At 56.6% G+C, this 19,368-nt stretch carries 17 protein-coding genes; 7 read left to right on the forward strand and 10 right to left on the reverse strand.

Going from position 1 to position 19,368, the window contains the following annotated elements; genetic code table 11:
- The first annotated feature begins 29 nt into the window (after positions 1-29).
- Positions 30-293 (forward strand): hypothetical protein, encoded by a 264-nt coding sequence (locus tag HEP89_RS21100; RefSeq protein WP_168692984.1) that lies wholly within the window; start codon positions 30-32, stop codon positions 291-293.
- Positions 294-643: 350 nt separating this feature from the next.
- On the opposite strand, the gene HEP89_RS21105 is transcribed toward HEP89_RS21100, so the two are convergent.
- The 3 genes from HEP89_RS21105 to gltX all read right to left on the reverse strand — a co-directional run bounded on the left by HEP89_RS21105 (position 644) and on the right by gltX (position 6,461).
- Positions 644-3,070: a methyl-accepting chemotaxis protein gene (locus tag HEP89_RS21105; protein WP_168692985.1), complete on the reverse strand. Its 2,427-nt coding sequence runs from the start codon at positions 3,068-3,070 to the stop codon at positions 644-646.
- Positions 3,071-3,507: 437 nt separating this feature from the next.
- Positions 3,508-4,800, reverse strand: a complete 1,293-nt coding sequence (gene gltA, locus HEP89_RS21110) for a citrate synthase (RefSeq protein WP_022998477.1) — start codon at positions 4,798-4,800, stop codon at positions 3,508-3,510.
- Positions 4,801-5,036: 236 nt separating this feature from the next.
- Positions 5,037-6,461, reverse strand: coding sequence for a glutamate--tRNA ligase (gene gltX / locus HEP89_RS21115; protein WP_168692986.1), 1,425 nt, complete (start codon positions 6,459-6,461; stop codon positions 5,037-5,039).
- A 221-nt stretch (positions 6,462-6,682) separates the two neighbouring features.
- On the opposite strand from gltX, the gene HEP89_RS21120 reads away from it, so the two are divergent.
- On the forward strand, positions 6,683-9,001 hold the full coding sequence (locus tag HEP89_RS21120) for a ComEC/Rec2 family competence protein (protein ID WP_286201075.1): 2,319 nt from the start codon (positions 6,683-6,685) through the stop codon (positions 8,999-9,001).
- A 4-nt stretch (positions 9,002-9,005) separates the two neighbouring features.
- On the opposite strand, the gene lexA is transcribed toward HEP89_RS21120, so the two are convergent.
- From lexA to HEP89_RS21135, 3 genes are all read right to left on the reverse strand, one after another.
- Positions 9,006-9,716, reverse strand: coding sequence for a transcriptional repressor LexA (gene lexA, locus HEP89_RS21125; RefSeq protein ID WP_022998485.1), 711 nt, complete (start codon positions 9,714-9,716; stop codon positions 9,006-9,008).
- A 121-nt stretch (positions 9,717-9,837) separates the two neighbouring features.
- Positions 9,838-10,641: a hypothetical protein gene (locus tag HEP89_RS21130; protein ID WP_209014789.1), complete on the reverse strand. Its 804-nt coding sequence runs from the start codon at positions 10,639-10,641 to the stop codon at positions 9,838-9,840.
- Positions 10,642-10,733: 92 nt separating this feature from the next.
- The gene (locus HEP89_RS21135) at positions 10,734-12,314 is read right to left on the reverse strand and encodes an acyl-CoA synthetase (protein ID WP_168692988.1); all 1,581 of its coding nucleotides are present in this window, start codon (positions 12,312-12,314) and stop codon (positions 10,734-10,736) included.
- 153 nt (positions 12,315-12,467) lie between these two features.
- Here HEP89_RS21135 and HEP89_RS21140 point away from each other — a divergent pair, with 153 nt between their 5' ends.
- On the forward strand, positions 12,468-13,277 hold the full coding sequence (locus tag HEP89_RS21140; RefSeq protein WP_197923266.1) for an alpha/beta hydrolase: 810 nt from the start codon (positions 12,468-12,470) through the stop codon (positions 13,275-13,277).
- Positions 13,278-13,298: 21 nt separating this feature from the next.
- Complete coding sequence (gene fumC / locus HEP89_RS21145; RefSeq protein ID WP_077292785.1) at positions 13,299-14,684, forward strand: class II fumarate hydratase; 1,386 nt, start codon at positions 13,299-13,301, stop codon at positions 14,682-14,684.
- 60 nt (positions 14,685-14,744) lie between these two features.
- Here the strand turns inward: fumC and HEP89_RS21150 are convergent, their stop codons facing one another.
- The 4 genes from HEP89_RS21150 to HEP89_RS21165 form a co-directional block, all read right to left on the reverse strand.
- A complete protein-coding gene (locus HEP89_RS21150; RefSeq protein ID WP_077292786.1) occupies positions 14,745-15,896 on the reverse strand; it encodes a fumarylacetoacetate hydrolase family protein in 1,152 nt (383 codons plus the stop codon).
- 197 nt (positions 15,897-16,093) lie between these two features.
- A complete protein-coding gene (locus tag HEP89_RS21155) occupies positions 16,094-16,852 on the reverse strand; it encodes an FCD domain-containing protein (RefSeq protein ID WP_022998491.1) in 759 nt (252 codons plus the stop codon).
- A 243-nt stretch (positions 16,853-17,095) separates the two neighbouring features.
- Entirely contained in the window at positions 17,096-17,464 is a 369-nt protein-coding gene (locus HEP89_RS21160) for a PilZ domain-containing protein (protein ID WP_022998492.1), read from the reverse strand.
- 9 nt (positions 17,465-17,473) lie between these two features.
- Positions 17,474-18,019, reverse strand: coding sequence for a hypothetical protein (locus tag HEP89_RS21165; protein WP_077292787.1), 546 nt, complete (start codon positions 18,017-18,019; stop codon positions 17,474-17,476).
- Positions 18,020-18,212: 193 nt separating this feature from the next.
- Between HEP89_RS21165 and flgB the strand changes: the two genes are divergently transcribed.
- Genes flgB through HEP89_RS21180 form a run of 3 tightly spaced genes read left to right on the forward strand, consistent with a single transcriptional unit; the run spans position 18,213 to position 19,357 of the window.
- Positions 18,213-18,593: a flagellar basal body rod protein FlgB gene (gene flgB, locus HEP89_RS21170; RefSeq protein ID WP_022998493.1), complete on the forward strand. Its 381-nt coding sequence runs from the start codon at positions 18,213-18,215 to the stop codon at positions 18,591-18,593.
- 12 nt (positions 18,594-18,605) lie between these two features.
- Positions 18,606-19,022, forward strand: coding sequence for a flagellar basal body rod protein FlgC (gene flgC, locus HEP89_RS21175; RefSeq protein WP_022998494.1), 417 nt, complete (start codon positions 18,606-18,608; stop codon positions 19,020-19,022).
- Between the two features lie 2 nt (positions 19,023-19,024).
- A complete protein-coding gene (locus tag HEP89_RS21180) occupies positions 19,025-19,357 on the forward strand; it encodes a flagellar hook-basal body complex protein FliE (protein WP_077292789.1) in 333 nt (110 codons plus the stop codon).
- The last annotated feature ends 11 nt before the right edge of the window (positions 19,358-19,368 follow it).

Here is a 19,368-nt window from a genome sequence, read left to right on the forward strand (position 1 = left end):
AAGAAATCCCTGTTCAAGGTCGCCACTGGATGGTTCTCGGATCGGGTGATGAGAACCTGCTCCAGGAGCTGGATAATACTGTGGCCGAAGACAGCCGAGACACCTTCCGAAAGTTCCAAAGCAGTGCGCGCTGCTCTCTCGGCTTTTTCCTGAAGGTCCGTTTCAATCCCGGCCAGTACGCCTACGCTGGCAGATTCGCCAATCTGGGCCGTTATTGCATGAATGTCAGCTTCGAAGGTTTTGGGCCACCTGAAAAGGTCCCTGGCGCTCCTTCAGAAGATGATCCAGCCTGAAAGGGGCAGCGGTTCTCGGGTATTTGAGACGGTTACTGGCCGGGCAAAACTGGTTCATGGTGCAGATATTGTCCGAAGACCGCTTCGCAGTCCTTGAAGTATTTTCGCGTGAAGAGGATGTGGGTGTGCCAGAAGATTTCGACGACGTGGGTTGGCTGCAGGTGCACACTCGTGTCGGCGCCACATTGCATCTGGTCTCTGGCAGATTTGAGGAACGATCTGTAGGCCTCTTCAACCTTGCGGGCCGAGGAGATTGGAAGCTCCGATGAACCGGTGCAGGCCAGACAAACAAAAACCGGGTGCAGTACGCCCCCGGTTTTTCCAAGTCTCGTGGGATCAGGTTGCTTTGCTCAGGCGTTCGCCACGTTGTCCAGGAAATGTCCGACTTCATTCTTCAGAATATCTGTTTTCTGCGACAATTCGCTTGAAGCGCCGAGAACCAGATTGGCGTTCTGACTGGTCTGGGCGACTGCCTGCGATAGATCCGACATGTTGGTCTTTACGGAACCTGTGCCCTCGGCGGCCCGCTGAACGTTGACCGAGATTTCGCTCGTTGCAGCACCTTGCTGTTCGACTGCCGCTGCAATGGTTGAGGTGTATTCGTTGACCTCTTCCATCGTCTGTGTGATCGCCTCGATTGCGACAACGGCGTCCTTGGTTGCGTTCTGGATTTCGGAGATCTGCGAGCTGATTTCCTCGGTGGCCTTGGACGTCTGGGTTGCCAGTTCCTTCACTTCGGCGGCAACGACTGCAAAACCCTTGCCGGCCTCGCCGGCGCGTGCGGCTTCGATCGTTGCATTGAGGGCCAGGAGATTGGTCTGCTCTGCAATCGCCTGGATCAGGTTGACGACTTCGCCGATCTTGGTGGCTGCAGTTGAAAGGCTTTGAACCTTTTCGTTGGTAACCTGGGTGCCTTCGGTTGCCCGGTCGACAACCTGCGTGGTCTGGTTCACCTGACGGGAGATTTCCTGAATAGAAGCGGCAAGCTCTTCTGCGGCGCTCGCAACCGTCTGAACGTTCTGTGTCGCTTCGTCGGTTACACCATAGGTGCTATCGGCAAGGCTGGAGTTCTGGCTGGCGATAGCGCTGAGATCCTGAGCGGTGCCATCAAGTGTCTGTGCCGTTTCTGCAACGGAGCCCAGGACTTCTGTCGCTTTCTCTCGGAAACCGGAAATCAGCGCCTCAATGCGGGCTTGCCGCTCTGCACGCAGGTGCTGGTCTTGCTCTGTTTCCGACTGCAGGCGCAGACGCTCAACAGCGTTGTCGCGGAAGACCTGCATGGTTCGGCTCATGTCGCCAATCTCGTCACCGCGCCCGATACCGTCGATCTCGACATCCGTGTCACCTTCCGCCAGGCGGGACATTGTTTCGGTGGTCCGGCGGAGAGGGCGTGTTACCGCGAAGTTGAGTGCGATAGCCATCCCAACGCCGGCCAGGATGGCTGTCAGAAGGGCGAGGCTGATAACGCCAAGTGCACTGGTGCTGGAGGCTTGTGCAGCAGTGCTCTGATTGGTGGAGATGGTGGTGATTTGCGTTTGCACTGTCTGAGACAGTTCCGTCATGGTGTCGATCTGTTCGGCGAGCTGGAGCTGGTTTGAAGCCAGTTCGGAAAAACTCGCAGCGAAGCTGTCGATAGAGCTCTTCACAGCCGGGACGATGTCGGAGATCGCCGGGAAGTCCTTTGCGCTCGATTCGAGCCGGGACGCCAGTTTGTCGAGGCCCTCGATACCGGTCGTCACGGTCTGCTGAGACGTGTCGCTCGGCGACAGCATGAAGTAGAACGCGGCGGCCTTTACTGCGTTTGCGTCTGCCTCGATCTGCATAACCGTGTCCGCGACGCTGTCGACGACATAGAAACGCTGGTTGATCTGGTCAGCCTGTGCATAGACATTGTCGATGGCCACATTTGCCTGTGACCGGATTTCCTTCACATCGGAAACAAGCTGCTCGAACCCCGCCTTGGCGGCATCTGTCAGGTCGAAGATCGCGATGTAGTCCTTCGTCTCGGTCAGTTTGCCGAGTGTCTGCTCCAGTTCGGCCGTTTTGGCAGCAAGCTGCTGGAACTTGCCCGGGTCGACGCCGTCAAAACTGTTTGCTGCCATCTGCTTGGCAGAAGGAACAAGCAGGGCAACCCGATCCTTGATGTCTGAAAGCTGCTTGGCGTTGTTGGCTGCAGCGTTGAAAAGATTTTGAAGGGTAAGCGCCTCTTCCTGGAAACCGGCGGCAGCCTGGCCCACCTTGTTGGCGAGCACCAGCGTCTTGCGTGCGTTTGTCTCGTCCTGGCTGACGCCGTCTCGTGCCATCAGGGCCTTGCCGAGGATCTCCGAAGAGATCTTCTCAAGATTTTGCACAGCGCCATCAAGTTGCTGTTGCTTTGCGGTCTGTGTCTGCGTCAGGCCGACGACCTCTTCGAAAGCCTCACGGAATTGCTTTACAGCAGTAGCTGCTTCAGCGACGGGAACCTGAGCTTCGGGATCAGCCTTGAGCTGGTTCTGGAGCGTTTCAAGTTCGGCACTCAACACACCGATGTCGGAGATTGTTGCCTCAGCTGTCTGAAGGTCCTGTGAGGACAGGAAGCTTTCCTTCTTGCTTGCCAGATTTTGCAACTGTGCAATGGCGGAAGTTGACTGTTTGGCAACCTCCATACGCTCCGAGAGGGTCAAGACGCTGTATGCGCCAACACCACCTACAATGCCCGTAAGGGCAACAACGGCAGCAAAGCTGCCGCCGACTTTTACCCCAAACTTCAAGTCAGAAGCGAACTTCAGGAAACTCATGTTAACCCCTCGAAACCCCAGCGTGTTCAATGCGCGCTATTTGTTTGAAAGGGTAAGCAAAGATTCCTTATTATTCGTGAAAATTCTCTACTACGGGAATTTAGGGTGTAATTATAACGATTAATTCTTTATCTCATATGTAAATGAGGAAATTTAGAGAAATATCATTTCGAGTTTTAAGTGCGTGTTTTTTACTTTTTTTGCTTCAGTTTATTTTTCGGAAAATATTCGATATTTTCTATTCTCTTGAGTAATGGCAGGTGAATGCTTTTTTTCTTGCCTCGATTGAACGGGAAAAATATTTCTTGGATTTGTTTTGTTTCCGCTGGGTCACAAAATAAAGAAGACGCCCGGCAATAAAGCCGAGCGTCTTCCGTTTTGATATGCATTCAGCTGAAATGCTGCTGCAAATTCCAGGCGTTTGTCGGTGTGCGGCCTTAGCGGCGCTGGTCGATCGGCGTGTAGTCGCGCAGTTTCTCACCAGTGTAGAGCTGGCGCGGACGGCCGATGCGCTGGGACGGATCTTCCACCATTTCCTTCCACTGGGCGATCCAGCCGACGGTACGGGCCAGAGCGAACAGAACGGTAAACATCGTGGTCGGGAAGCCAAGCGCGCGTAGCGTGATACCGGAATAGAAGTCGATATTCGGGTACAGCTTCTTCTCGACGAAATATTCGTCGTTGAGCGCGATTTTTTCCAGCTCCATGGCAACGTCCAGCAGCGGATCGTCCTTGATGCCAAGCTCGCCGAGAACTTCGTGCGTGGTCTTCTGCATGATGCGCGCACGCGGGTCGTAGTTCTTGTAGACGCGGTGACCAAAGCCCATCAGACGGAATGGGTCGTTCTTGTCCTTGGCACGAGCGACATATTCCGGAATGCGGTCCACGGAGCCGATTTCCGACAGCATGTTGAGCGCTGCTTCATTGGCGCCGCCGTGTGCCGGCCCCCAGAGGCAAGCGATACCGGCTGCGATACAGGCAAACGGATTTGCACCGGAAGAACCTGCCAGACGAACCGTGGAGGTCGATGCATTCTGCTCATGGTCAGCGTGAAGAATGAAGATGCGATCCATGGCGCGGGCCAGAACCGGGTTCACCTTGTATTCCTCGCAAGGGACCGCAAAGCACATATGCAGGAAGTTTGCCGCATAGCTCAGGTCGTTGCGCGGATAAACGAATGGCTGACCAACGTGGTACTTGTAAGCCATTGCGGCGATGGTCGGCATCTTCGCGATCATGCGCAGGGAGGCAACCATGCGCTGGTGCGGATCGGTGATGTCGGTCGAGTCGTGATAGAAAGCGGACAGCGCCCCAACCGTTCCGACCATGACTGCCATCGGGTGGGCGTCGCGACGGAAACCGGAGAAGAAACGGTTCATCTGTTCGTGGATCATCGTGTGGTAGGTCACACGATTGACGAAGTCGTCCTTCTGGGTCTTCGTCGGCAGTTCGCCGTAGAGCAGAAGATAGCAGGACTCCAGGAAGTCGCCGTGGTCGGCGAGCTGCTCGATCGGGTACCCGCGGTAGAGCAGGGTGCCTTCGTCACCATCAATATAGGTGATCTTGGACTCGCAGGAGGCGGTGGAGGTGAAGCCCGGGTCGTAGGTGAACATGCCCGTGTCCTTGTACAAGGACGAGATGTTCACAACCGACGGTCCGATGGATCCGTCAAGAACGTCGAATGCGTGGTCGTTACCACCGACATTGAGCTTGGCGTTGTTGTCGGCCATTCAGAAACCCCTTTACGTTAAACGGATGTGCTGTCCTGGTTTGACCCTTCAGGCGATGGGTCCCGTTTCCGGTTGCCGGACCAGCACTGGAGACTTTTTCGCGTCTTGCGTAGCCCATTTACTGCACTGCCGCAAGCTGGCCGATATAACGCTTTGGTCAAAGACGGATTTCGCCAACCAGAGCGACTGCCGGAAGCTTGGCTTTTGCCTAAAAATGCATCCGGCAGTGCTTTGTCTCAGGCTGCCTGATCCTGAATTCTGGCAAGGGATTCTTCCCGGCCAAGAGCGATCAGGACGTCATAAATGCCGGGTGACGTGCCTCGGCCCGTCAGCGCGGCCCGTAGCGGCTGCGCCACCTTGCCCAGTTTCAATTCCTTGTCTTCCGCGTAGGCCTTTACAGCAGTTTCCAGCGGGTCCTCGCTCCAGTCAGAAGCGCTGGAAAGAACTTCGTGAAGATCCTTCAGGATCGCCCGGGCGTCGTCGTCCAGGATCTTCTGGGCCTTTTCGTCGGTGTCGAGTGGGCGCTGACGCCACAGATAGGAGGCGCTTTCCGTCAGTTCGACCAGGGTCTTGGCCCGTTCCTTCAGTCCGGGAAGTGCTGCAAGTGCGGTGTTCTCGTTGTCACCATCGGCAAGCCAGGCGAGAATCTGGTCGCCGCCTTCGGCATGTGCGAGATAGACCTTCCAATGGCTCAGCAATTCGCCGTCATCGGTCGCGCGCATGTAATGACCGTTGAGGTTCTCAAGTTTCTTGAAATCGAAACGCGCAGCCGACTGGCCGACAGCGTCGAAACCGAACCACTTGATCATGTCTTCGAGCGAAATGATTTCCTCGTCACCATGGCTCCAGCCGAGACGTGCCAGATAATTCCGCATGGCCTGCGGCAGATAGCCCATCTCGCGATAAGCTTCGGCGCCGGTAGCACCGTGACGTTTGGAAAGTTTTGCGCCGTCCGGCCCGTGAATGAGCGGAATATGCGCCATTGCCGGCACATCCCATCCCAGAGCCTTGAAGATGAGCGTCTGGCGAGCTGCATTCGTCAAGTGATCGACGCCGCGGATGATGTGCGTGATGCCCATGTCGTGATCGTCCACCACAACAGCGTGCATATAAGTCGGCGTCCCGTCGGAGCGCATCAGTACAAAGTCATCAAGGTCCTTGTTCGGGATCACGACGCGACCCTGTACGAGATCGTCGACCACCGTCTCGCCTTCCTGAGGGGCCTTGATGCGGATAACTGGGTCAACGCCGGCCGGGGCTTCGGAGGCGTCTCGCTCGCGCCATGTCCCGTCATAGCGAGGCGGCTTGCCCTCGGCGCGGGCTTTCTCGCGCATGGCGTCAAGCTCTTCCGGGGTGCAGTAGCAGCGATAGGCCGTGCCGTTGGACAGCATTTCCTCGACCACTTCCTTGTGGCGCTCAACACGGGAAAACTGGGAGATCGGGTCTCCGTCCCAGTCGAGCCCCAGCCAGGACAGGCCGTCAATCAATGCGTCCACCGCTTCCTGCGTGGAGCGAGCCCGATCCGTATCTTCGATCCGCAGCAGCATCTTGCCGCCGTGATGACGCGCGAAGAGCCAGTTGAAGAGCGCGGTGCGGGCGCCGCCGATATGCAGGAACCCGGTCGGGGACGGGGCGAAGCGCGTGACGATGTTCTGTGCCATGGTGCTTTATGAAAGTCTCTGTCAGTATGACGGCGCGGAGCGCGCCGGATTGGTGGCGCGGTCTTAGCACAGGCTTTGGCGAGGCTAAATAGGGGCTCCGGCCATTTCTTGGACCAAAACGAGGAGCTGAAGTGACGTCACGGTCCGGTCCGCTCGATATTTCTGCCGGCCGGTCGCAAACGGCAACCCTTGATGTTGAGCGCGAGGTTTTATCACCTGCCGTGCTCACGCCTGAAGTACGTAAGAAGCGGCGTTCAAGGCCAGCGGGCGCTGGTCACACTTATTCTGCTCACAATGCGTCAGCAGATCGTCTTTGGGATTCGCAAGGGCTGTTGTGGTGTGCCTTCGCATTTGCCGGGGGAATTGGTGTCTACGTTTCGTTGCCCGAAGAACCTTCCTGGGTTCTGTTGGGAGTTCTGGTCGTGCTGGTAAGCGCGGTTCTCTGGCGTGTGAAGCAGCGCGGCACGGTGGCGGTTTCCGTCGTTCTCTTCCTGGCATTCTTTGCCGGACTGGCAGCTTCCAGTCTTCGCACGGCATATGTTTCGGCGCCGCGCCTTGCCGAACAGATGAACGCAGATCTTGCTGGCTACATAGAAGAGATTGACAGCGGGGCAGCCGGTCACCGGATCGTGCTGGCCGTATCCTCGGTCAATGGGCGTCCTGTCGAGGAGGGCGAGTTCCCCGCCAAGGTGCGCTTGCGGGTTCCGGCGGGAAGCGACATTGAAGTGGGGCGCACCGTGAGCGTCAGTGCGCGGCTGTTTCCCCCTGCAGGTCCCGTCTTTCCAGGAGGATACGATTATTCCTTCCGGGCCTTCTTTCAGCAGATAGGTGCGACGGGTTTCAGTTTCGGGTCTCCCGAGGTCATCGAGACTGAGGAGGCTGGAAATGAATTTCGCCCAGCCGTTGCCGTTGCCAAGCTTCGAATAGACCTCGCGGAGCGTATCAGGGGCAATCTTTCGGAAGGGCCGGAAACCGCACTGATCATTGCTCTTCTGGTTGGAGACCGCAGCGGTATAACCGAAGAGCAGGAAGAGATTTTACGGGCCGCCGGACTGGCTCACATTCTTGCAATTTCCGGACTGCATATGGCGCTCTTTGCAGGCGGCGCCTATGGCGCGGTCTTGCTGCTCTTTTCCTTGGTGCCGGTCCTGACGCTCAGGTGGCCGGTGCACAAATGGGCCGCGCTTTCAGCCCTTGGTGCTGCAGTTGTCTATCTGCTTCTGTCCGGTAGTGCGGTTGCGACGCAACGATCGTTCCTGATGATCGCGATTGTCTTTGTCGGAATTCTGGTGGGGCGACGCGGCCTGACCCTGCGAAGCGTAGCGTTGGCTGGCCTCGTACTCTTGCTGATTGCTCCTGAGCGGTTGTTTTTTCCCGGCTTCCAGATGTCCTTCGCTGCCGTGATCTGCCTGGTCGCCGTATATGACCTGTGGCGGCAGCGAGATCGTTCTCTGTCATCTGGTGAAAGACTGTCCGGATGGGGCATGGCGACTTGTCTTTACCTCGGCAAGTGGGTTGCAGGGCTGTTCGTCACCGCATTGGTCGCAGGGCTGGCGACCGGCATAATAGGAGCTCATCACTTCAGCCGCATCGCGCCCTATGGCCTTGTCGGCAACTTGCTGGGAATGCCGGTGTTTTCACTTGTTGTGATGCCGATGGGAGTACTTGCATTCGTTCTGATGCCCTTCGGCCTTGCAGCTCTCCCTCTGGCTGTCATGTCTTTCGGAGTTTCACTTCTGTTGAGGGTTGCTTCCTTTACCGCAGTCCTTGATGCCGGCAGCGGAACTTCCGGAAGGCTCGACGGGGCTGCTGCATTGCTGTTGCTATCAGCATTATTTGCCGGATTGTTGGTGCCTGGCAGAAAGCGTGTGCTCGCCGGAGTGCCTCTCGTCGCAGGAATATTGATTGTTCTTACCAGCCGGCCTCCCGATATCCAGATTGCTGCAAGCGGCTCTCGAATAGCTGCCCGCGATGAAACGGGAACTTTGCGTTACGCAGCAAGGGGGAGATCGTTTGCAAGTGATCTATGGCTGCAGTCGGAAGGAGTGAGGAATGATGCGATCTTGTCGCGCAAGATGAAATCGCCTCAAAGAAATTGCGATGACGACGGTTGTGTCATCAGGGCCTACGTCAATTCAGAGGACGCAGAACGGCTGGATGGCAAGCGATCCTTTTTTGCAATCGCGCAGCCAAAGACATTTGAATCGTTTCAGCTGGATTGCCGATATGCCGATTTGGTCGTGACCGATCTTGTCGCTCCGGAGAGCTGCGGCGCAACCCTCGTTCTGGATCACGGTACGCGCACCGAACGTGGTGCCGTCTCCATCTGGCTATCGCCCGGTGATTTCAGCGAGGCCGCAAATGCTACGAGCGGAGCCGGTGCACCGGGCCATCCGCCAAACGAAAATCTGAAAATCGAGAAACTGAAGTTTGCCATCCCGGACCCACCGCGCCCCTGGCATCACCAGGGTACGGTAACGAGAGACAGCCTGCGTCTAGCCGAGCGCGCCTCGGTGACCGAAGCGCGCGCAGAGGAGTGACTGGTCAATACTGACGAAACAGGGCAACGAGGCGGCCCTGAACACGAACGCGGCCGGGACCGAAGATCCTGGTTTCATAAGCCGGGTTGGCTGCTTCAAGAGCGATGGAAGCGCCTTTCTTGCGCAGCCTCTTCAAGGTGGCTTCTTCATCGTCCACAAGTGCAACCACGATGTCGCCACTGTCGGCGCTGTCGGTCCGGCGGATAAGAACGGTATCACCGTCCAGAATGCCGGCCTCAATCATGGAATCACCACGAACCTCCAGCGCGTAGTGTTCCCCGCGACCAAGCAGGTCCTGCGGCACTGTGATGGAATGGCTGTGTGTTTGAATGGCCTCGATGGGCACGCCGGCTGCAATGCGGCCCATGACGGGGATTTCCGTAACACTGGACACCGGCACCGGTGCAGCTTTTTCAGGCTCCGGTTTGCCGAGTGAGCCTTCAATGACTTCAGGTGAGAAGCTGCCTCTTGGCCGTGGAGCGCCCAGGCCGGGTGCGATGGAGTCCGGAAGACGAACAACCTCCATGGCTCTGGCCCGGTTCGGCAGGCGCCGGATGAAGCCACGTTCTTCAAGCGCGGTGATCAGGCGGTGAATGCCGGACTTGGAGCGCAGGTCGAGCGCATCCTTCATTTCGTCGAAAGACGGCGGCACACCGGTTTCTTTCAGTCTTTCGTGAATGAACATGAGCAGTTCGTACTGCTTGCGCGTCAGCATGTAGGCGTCCCCTGACCGAGAAAACATCTGGTACAAATCAAGAACATGGTACCTGTTCTCATTGTGTTCTGCAAGGGTAAATGTTCTCTTACTGTTCTTGGCTTCGAACAAGTTGCCGTATTCAATCCGTCTCCGATATCGGATTTAGGTCGTCCTTCGATCCGGTCATGATCAGCAGTTCACAGGTGATCAAAGTCGGCGCGTCACCAGTGGTGAGAATGCCCCGATGCAGTGCACCTTCGAGATCAACGGCGCGGATTGGGACGCAAAGCTCTTGATCCGGTTTCGCGCCAGCGTTTTCAGTCAGGAGTATCTCGGAGATCAGACCTGTCATCGGCTGGGCATCGCGAAACGCTGCTCCGGCCAGACTGCCCAGTCCATAGACCTCGTAGGAGGGGGCTTTCAGCTCTTTTGCGAGTTCTTGGATGCTGTCCGTCAGATCGGCAAACGGAGCGAGTGTGGTGATAAGCGCATTGTAATCGGTTGTCCGTGACTGTTTGTCATCCTGCTGCACACGAAACAGCGTGAATTCGGTTTCCGGATCCAGCGATGCCACGAAGGCTGCGCCTTGCAGGCCGTACCCTTTGATGGCCCCCTGATGCGCAACCTTCAGCGTATGCGGCAGTAAGTGGCCAAGGTGCTCGACTTCTTCCTCACGCCAATAGGCGTGTACATGAGCGAACCATTCACCATCTCGTATCCCGAGAATGGCAACTGCGGACTCCAGCGTTGCGCCTTTCGAGGAGTGCGTGTCGCTGTACCAGGCTGCATGTCTGTCATCAATTGCACAGGCAGGCATTACGAAGTCGAACGCTTCGAGCGTGAGCCCGGAAAGATCGAGAACGGCGGAGCTCAGTCCTTGGTGCGTGGCGAAGCGGCCCAGCGCCTCCAGCAAGGGAGTTTGCTCTGCCAGGGAGATTTCCAATGGTTTCGCCAGACATCTGGCATGGGGGAGCCGATTGATGGCTGCTGGGCCGGGATGACGAATGTCGGACAGAGACCTGGGGGCGGGCCGTCTCATAACAGGCCTTTCTCGGTCAAATGCTCCCGCACCAGTTTCTTGGTGATCTTGCCATAGGCGCTTGTCGGCATTGCGGGAATGAAGAGATAACGTGCAGGCATCTTGTAGCGGGCGATCTTGCCGTTCAGATAGTCGCTGAGTTCCTGATGGTCGGGTGACTTGTCTGGGGCAGCCACGCAAACGGCTAGGCCGACTTCGCCCCATTGCCTGTCCGGAATGCCGAGAATTGCGACCTCGGAAATATCCGGATGTGTAAGCAGCACTTCCTCGACTTCCTTCGGGTAGACGTTGGAGCCACCAGAAATGTACATGTCCGACGCTCGGCCTGTCAGGAAGAGGTAGCGCTGTTCATCCATGTGACCGATGTCTCCGGTGCGGAACCAGCCGTTCCGGAAAGACTTCTGGTTGGCGTCTTCGTCTTCCAGATAGCCAGCACAGACTGCCGAACCGATGACGCAGACTTCACCCGTTTCATTGGGGGGCAAATGATTGCCTTCCTCGTCCTGAATCGAAACCTCTATACCTGTGCGCTCGGTACCGCAGGTGCCGCTGCGTGTCTCAGGTCCATCCTCCAGAAAATGATCCTGTGGCCGTAGCACGGTGATGTTTCCGGTGACCTCGCCAAGTCCGTAGTATTGAACCAGAACGTGCCCCAATTTCTGGAGTGCCAGCTTCTGGTCCTCCCTATACATGGGAGCCCCCGCATAAATGACGTGACGAAGGCTCGAGTGATCGTACTGATCGACAGAAGGGTCCTCCACCAGGCGTTTGACGATTGTGGGAACGGTGAAGAGATTGCTGACCTTGTGTTTTTCGATCAACTCGAATGCAGTCGACGGATTGAAGCCACCTCCGGGCAGAAGAACATGTGTGGAACCAACTGATAGCTGGGCAATCAGTTGCAACCCTGCACCGTGTGACAATGGAGCTATGACCAGCGACGCATCGCGCTCCGTCGTCCCGGGCAACAGGTCTGCCATGTAGTTGACGCAAACGAATCCGATCTGCCCGTGACTGAGGACAACCGCCTTCGGGCGGCCGGTTGAGCCTGAGGTGAAGAACAGCCAACAGGGATCGTTATAGTCCACTGCCTCGTTCTGCAGGACCTGTCCCCGGTAACGGGAGAGGAGATCCTCATAGCTTGTGCCAAAGTCGCTGGATCCAATTGTAATGCATCCTGTCAGCTGATCTCTGGCGTTTCGCACTGCATCGGCCTGAGCACCAAAATCAGCGTCACACAGGAAAACCTTCGCCTTCGCTTTTACCGCAGCATAGGCCGTTTCGCCCGGAGCCTGTCTGAAATTGCAGGGAACCCAGATGGCTCCCAGACGAAATGCGGCCAACATGATCTCGATCATCTGATGCGAGTTCTGGGCCTGGACCAGCAAGCCGTCGCCCTTGGAAACGCCGAATTCCGATTGGAGACCCTTGGCAAGTGCGGAGACGCGCGAATCGATTTCTGACCAGCTCAAGGTGACCCCATCCTCGACAACCGCAGGCCCTGAGGGCCACCGGGCAGCGTTCCTGGACAGAAAATGCGCAAGATTGGCCACGCGATTGGAACAGCGCTCCACCATCTAAGTTTGCCTCCCGACTACTGGTTTTTTCAGACGTTAGGTTGATGGCAGTCCGTTTGACAAGTTGAGATTGGCATTCAGACCGTTCCGCTTTCTAGGTAAATCGTGCAAGTATGCCGCCGATCGGTTTCGACGTTTGCCTGAGGATTTCGAATGAGTGAGATGACGATTATTGATTGGGACGATGCCTATTCAAATGCTGCCTATATTCCAGGCGCTGACGATTTCATCGTGCGCTGGGCACAGGAAGCGAAAACCTTCCGGAAAAGCTGGGTCGAAAAGGATCTGGATGTCGTTTACGGGGAAGGGGATCGTCAGCGGTTCGATGTGTTTCGGCCGCAGAGGAAGTCCAAGGGGCTCGTCGTGTTCGTGCACGGTGGCTACTGGCTGAGATTCGATAAAAGTTCCTGGTCGCATTTTTCTAGCGGCTGCCTGGCAAGAGGCTGGACGGTATGCATGCCGTCGTATGATCTGGCTCCTGATGCGCGGATCGCAGATATCACGCGGCAAATCTCTGTCGCGATTACGAAGGCGGCTGCTCGCGTCGGTGGCCCGATCCGTCTTGCCGGGCATTCCGCTGGTGGGCATCTGGTCACACGCATGATTTGCGAAAACAGCCGGTTGCCGAAAGACGTTCTGGATCGAATCGAGCGTGTTGTTTCCATCAGCGGTTTGCACGACCTTCGCCCGCTCAGAAACACGGTGATGAACAAGTCCTTCCAGATGAACGAAGACGATGCCATGGCCGAAAGTGCGGCATTGATGGTGCCCGCCGTTGACTGTCCGGTTGTCGCCTGGGTTGGCGGAGCGGAGCGTCCGGAGTTTCTAAGGCAATCGAAACTCCTTGCGGATGCCTGGCCAATGGCCACCTACAAGGAGGATCCCGGCCGCCATCATTTCGATGTCATAGACGGTTTGAAGGATCCCGATAGTGAACTGACGGAAACCTTGCTGGCCCCTTGAGCCACTCACGAGGAGGCGCATATGCGTACTGAAAGCGACAGCATCGGCGAAATAGACGTGCCGGAGGACAAATACTGGGGGGCACAGACACAGCGCTCCTTGAAGTATTTTTCCATCGGTAGCGACCTGATGCCGATAGAGCTTGTCCACGCTTATGGCGTTTTGAAGAAGGCAGCGGCCCTAGCAAACGAAGAGCTGGGGTTGCTGGATGCAGATCTTGCTCGGTTGATTGTCCAGGCAGCCGACGAAGTAATTGATGGAAAACTTGACGACCATTTTCCGTTGCACGTCTGGATGACCGGCAGCGGAACACAAACCAACATGAACGTGAATGAAGTGATCTCCAATCGCGCCATTGCCCTTGCCGGTGGTGTGCTGGGGTCAAAGGATCCGGTTCATCCAAACGATCACGTGAACCTGTCTCAATCGTCCAATGACAGCTTTCCCGCAGCGATGCACATGGCCGCTGCACTCCAGGTGACACATCGCCTTTTGCCCGGCGTCCAGCTGCTCCACAAGAGCCTGCAAGACAAAGCCGACGCCTGGGACGACATCATAAAGATCGGCAGAACGCATATGCAGGACGCCACGCCTTTGACGCTTGGTCAGGAGTTTTCCGGTTATGCGGAAATGCTGCGTCAGGACATTGAGCGCATCAGTTTTGCCCTAAAGGATGTCTATGGACTGGCGCTGGGCGGAACCGCAGTCGGGACGGGCATCAACGCTCATCCCCTTTTTGCGGAGTTGTCTGCCACCCGGATCGCTGAACTGACGGACTTGCCGTTTTATACGGCTTCGAACAAGTTTGCGGTTCAGGGGGCGCATGATGCTCTTGTCATGTTGAGCGGAGCCTTGAAGACGCTTTCAGTGTCCTTGTTCAAGATCGCAAACGATATCCGCCTCTTGTCCTGCGGGCCCCGCTGCGGTTTCTTTGAGTTGAAAATTCCGGCAAACGAGCCGGGCTCTTCGATAATGCCAGGCAAGGTCAACCCGACGCAGTGCGAGGCACTGGCGATGGTTGCGGCACAGGTGATGGGCAATGACGTCGTCGTCGGGATAGGTGGCGCCAGTGGCTACCTGGAGATGAATGTCTACAAGCCGCTGATGATCAATGCGATCCTGCAGTCGGTAAAGATCATGGGCGACGGTTGCACCAACTTCTCCCTTTTCCTGGTGGAAGGTATGGAGCCGAACGAGAAGCGCATCAGGGAGTTTCTGGATCAATCCCTGATGCTGGTGACTGCGCTAAGTCCGGTGATCGGATATGACAAGGCCAGTCATGCCGCACACCATGCGTTTGAGCATGATCTGACCTTGAAGCAGGCATGCCTTGACCTTGAATTCGTCAGTGCGGAGGAATTCGACCGGGTTGTTGATCCGGCGAAGATGGTCCAGCCGTCGCTTTAAGGTCGGCCGAAAGGTTCCTGATTAGCGCTTTCGTGATGCGCTGGGCAATTCGGCGTACGACTACAAGAGACCCCTTTGTGCGAGATTGCGCATGAGGGAGCTTATGCCGAATGTCCATTCCGGACATTCGGTCGAAAGCCGGACCGTGTTGCTCAATCGACCTAGGCCCAGACTTTCGATTGTGACGACGTCGCCCAGTTTGTGAGTGAAACCTTCTCCGGCAACGTCCCGGTCCTGCGTCGGTGCGAAGAGGGTACCGAGAAACAGCATGATCCCGTCGGGATACTGATGGTGGCGGCCCAGGGTTTGCCGGACCAGATCCACAGGGTCCCGACTGATTTCCTTCATCGAAGATCTCCCCTTCAGGATGAAGCCGTCCGTTCCCTCCACCGTCAGGTCCAGCTCTGCCAGTCGAACGTCATCCAGAGAATATCCCTGGTCGAATAGTCGGATCATCGGTCCGATGGCACAGGATGCATTGTTGTCCTTTGCCTTGGACAAGAGCAGAGCCGAACGGCCCTCGACATCACGCAGATTGACGTCGTTTCCAAGCGTTGCGCCAACAATCACACCCTTTGAAGAGACTGTCAGAACCACTTCCGGCTCTGGGTTGTTCCAGCTGGACACCGGGTGAAGTCCGACGTGGGCTCCGGTGCCGACAGAGGAAAGAACCTGCGCCTTGGAAAAGACCTCGGCATCCGGGCCGATGCCGACTTCCAGGTATTGGCTCCAGAGCCCCTCGGAGATAAGCGCTTGTTTGACCTTGGCAGCTTCTTCGGATCCGGCTCGCAGGTTACGCAGGCTGTCGCCGATGGTTGCACCTACCCGTGCCCGGATCGCTTCGGCCTTTTGAGGATCTCCTGCCGCTTTCTCCTCGATCACGCGTTCGACCATGGAGTTTGCGAAGGTCACGCCACATGCCTTCACTGCCTGTAAATCGCAGGGAGCCAGAAAATGCAGGTTGGCGAGATCGCTGCAGGTACCAGCCGCGATTTCATCCAGAGTACCAAGATCTTCTCCTTTAGCTGCGGCAACATAGGCAGCCGGTTCCCTTAGTTCGCAAATATCCCGAACGGTGGGGGCGGCTGCGGACGTGATGTCGAAAACGTGGTTTTCGCGCAGCGTGACGACGGCGGGCCCCCTGACATCGGGTCGCCAGACACGGCCCAAAAATGTGCCGGAGGACAATTCGGTTTCTGAATAGAATTTCATGGCGTTCCCAGGTTGGCCGTTAGGCCATCATTGTTGGTTTTCCCTAGTCTGCTGGGAAAATTCTCAGTTGTCCAACAAATGTGAAAACGCAGGCGTCACTCCACGAGTTCTCTTGAGAGAGCGGGTATCCGGTTGAGAAATTATCGGATGCCTGTCTTTGTTTGCCGGACAGACCTACAGGTGTCCTGTGAACCACGTCACTCCTGGAGGGTCGAAGCGACCAGCTTGTCCGCCATGGCCTTGTTTTGCACCAGCATGTCTTTCATGCGTCCACGCGCCAGTTCTGCGTCTCCGGAATCGATCGCTTCAGCAACGCCGACGTGATTGCGACGTGCAATCTTTTCTTCCGGAGGGGTTCGTTGTGAAGCGGCATAGGAAAAGAGCATAACCGCGTAGATCAGATTCTGGAGCTGGGAAAGCATCTGATTGCCACTGGCCTGTAGGATCGTGGCATGGAACATGTAGTCGGCGCCGATCATGCTTTCCTGACCATCCAGAGGATGGATGGCACGCGCGGCCGCAAGAATGGTGTCGCGTTGCTCCCGGCTTGCGTTGACGGCTGCCAGGGCGGCGGCCTCCGGCTCGAAAATCAGTCTGAGGTCGGTTGCTTCCGCATAAATTCTCGCAGTCTGCGGACTTCTTGGGTCATGCCAGCGAATGACGTCCGGATCGAGAAGGTTCCAGTCGTCAAAGGGGCAGACCCGAGACCCATATCTGCGTGCCGTTCGAACGAGCCCTTTGCCGCAAAGCACCTTGATGGCTTCTCGGACAACAGTTCGCGAAACACCGAGGCTGTCGACAAGTTCGTCCTCACGCGGAAGGATCGCGCCTGTCGGATATTCTCCCCGCGCAATCTTTCTACCGAGATGTTCGACCGTATCTTTGACTGCCCCCGTCGGCAGGGATGTAAGGACCTTGTCCGGAAGTTCGAAGAAATTACGCTTTTTATTATCCATTCAACAGACTCAGGCAGTCGGGTCTTTCCAATCGTATTTGATCGGCGAGACCGGCGTTGTGTCCTGCGCATGTTTTACAAGCGAATTTTATAAAATACTAGATTTAATGAGTTGCCACGACGTTTTGCAAAGCTAATACGTCGCTTCTGGAGTCTCTTTATGTCGCTGCTGTTTGAATTATTGACCATTCAGGCAAGGAAATGAATTCGCTGCTTTGAAATTTGTAGGACAATTACTCGGGACCTAGCCATCCAGAGCATAAAGCCTTTGTGCAAGTTTTCTGACGCCGGTGTTCTTGAAGTGCCGGATACTTGCAGGTGGAACTAAATAGACAACTCCGGCGGCCAGTCCGTCGCGCCAGCGCAGCTGCACTTCGGCAACGGTTTTGGGGACGGCATCGAAGACATAGAACTCCTCCGGCAGGTCGGTAACCTCGTTCAGTACGAGACGGACACCTCCATCCGAAATGTCCCTGATCGTGCAATCGCAAATAAATTCATTGTCCAGACTCGCAAGTTTCGCGGGGCGCAATCTTGTGCGTTGGCGCGGATGCAGGCGACGCTGAATTGCTGCGGCAATGGAGTCCCGTTTCGAAGACAGAAATGAAAACATGGCACAACCTCAGTTGTTGGGTCTTGATGGGGCGAGCGGTCCCGTTGGCCTTAAGGGCTCTGGTCTGCCTGAACCGGGGAGTACGGGCCGATAGCTGGGATCTCCCAGCGTCGAGGGGCGGTGTGTGACTGGTGATTGTGCGTTCCGGCAAAGGCGATATGCAAGATCGTACAAACCGCGCCAACCAGCCGGTGTGCTGCCAAGGTTGTCCAGCACTGCAAGTGCACCGCCCGTTATTGCACCCCTGCGTGCTCCACTTGGGCCTTCCCAGGCGCCGCCTGCAACGGCGCCTTCCATCGCGCCGTCGACGATCGGCATGTCCGATTGATCCTTGTTGATATGCGCATCTGCATAGGCTCTTGCGTAGGCGTCGCAGTTCGTGGTCTGGGCTGAGGCTTCTGGGGCCAGGCAGGCAACTGAAGCAGCGATTGCAGCCTGCAGGAGCCCGGCCTTCGCAAGCTGGACACGGTGCATCGTGAAGGCGCGACATATGAATGGTTGGACCGAGGGTCTGGCTGCTTTCCTTGCGCAGGTCGGCGGCTGCAGACGTTTCATACGCTTCTCCCTAATACCGAATACTGAAAGGGCAGGGGCGCCCGCACCGGTAATGCATGCACACCGAAGATTGCGTGAAACTTGCGTCGCAGGCGTCCGGGAAGGAACCCTGCCAAATCATCACGGTCGAACAGTTTCGGGCAAGCTTGGCTGACTATCCCTTGGGGCAACCTGAGCTGATAGGAGGTCTTCTATGGAACCTGTGTTCCTGACCAAACTCGTTTCGAATAGCAATGACTGGCTGTCCGTCCGCCAGGCGACCATTGCCGAAAACATTGCCAACGCAAATACGCCAGGCTTCCGCTCCAAGGACCTGGAACCGTTCACAACCGTGATCAGCAAAACCCAGCTTGCCATGACCGCAACTCATGACGGCCATCTTGGTCAGACCATGGAAGCCGCGCGCAAGTCCGATGTCGAAAAGGCGGATAGCTGGACGGTCACGCATTCCGGTAACTCCGTCAGCCTGGAACAGGAACTCATGAAGGCAGGAGAGGTCGCGCGCGATCATTCGTTGAACGCCAGTATCGCGAAGTCCTTTCACCGCATGTACCTCTCCACAGTGAAATCCTAAAGGAAAACAATCATGTCTGATCCGCTTTCCGCAACCTTGCAGATTTCCGGCGCTGGTCTCAGAGCGCAGTCGGAGCGGTTGAGAGTTGTGTCCGAAAACCTCGCCAACGCCCGCTCTACCGGCGAAGCAGCCGGCGATGATCCCTATCGGCGCAAGACCATCACGTTCGAAAGTGAATTCAACCGCGCCGTCCAGGCCAACCTGGTTTCCGTGAAGGACATCGGCAAGGACAAAGCCGAGTTCGCGGTGGAATACGACCCCGGCCATCCGGCGGCAGACGAGAACGGCTACGTCAAGATGCCGAATGTCAACACGCTGCTTGAACTGGCCGATATGCGTGAAACCAACCGCTCTTACGAAGCCAATCTGAAAGTCATGACGCAGGCCCGCGAGATGGTCATGCGCAACATTGACCTGTTGAGGAACTGATCATGATCAATGAAATCTCCGCGCTGACATCGTCGACCGACGGCGTCCTGAAAGCAGCCTCCACCACCAGGTACACGGCGAGTACGCCGGATCTTGGCGGCACGGGCGCCGTGGGCGAATCCAGTTTCTCCGATGTGATGGCGAAAGTTTCGACCGATGCGATCGACAAGATCAAGCAAGGCGAAGCGGTATCGATTGCAGGTGTCGACGGACAGGCGTCGGTACAGCAGGTGGTCGAGGCCGTAATGGCTGCTGAATCGACCCTCCAGACCGCAATTGCCATCCGCGACAAGGTCGTGAGCGCCTATCAGGAAATCAGCCGCATGTCGATCTGATCGAAGGCTTG

This window comes from Labrenzia sp. 5N (assembly GCF_012395805.1).
Classification (GTDB): domain Bacteria; phylum Pseudomonadota; class Alphaproteobacteria; order Rhizobiales; family Stappiaceae; genus Roseibium; species Roseibium algicola.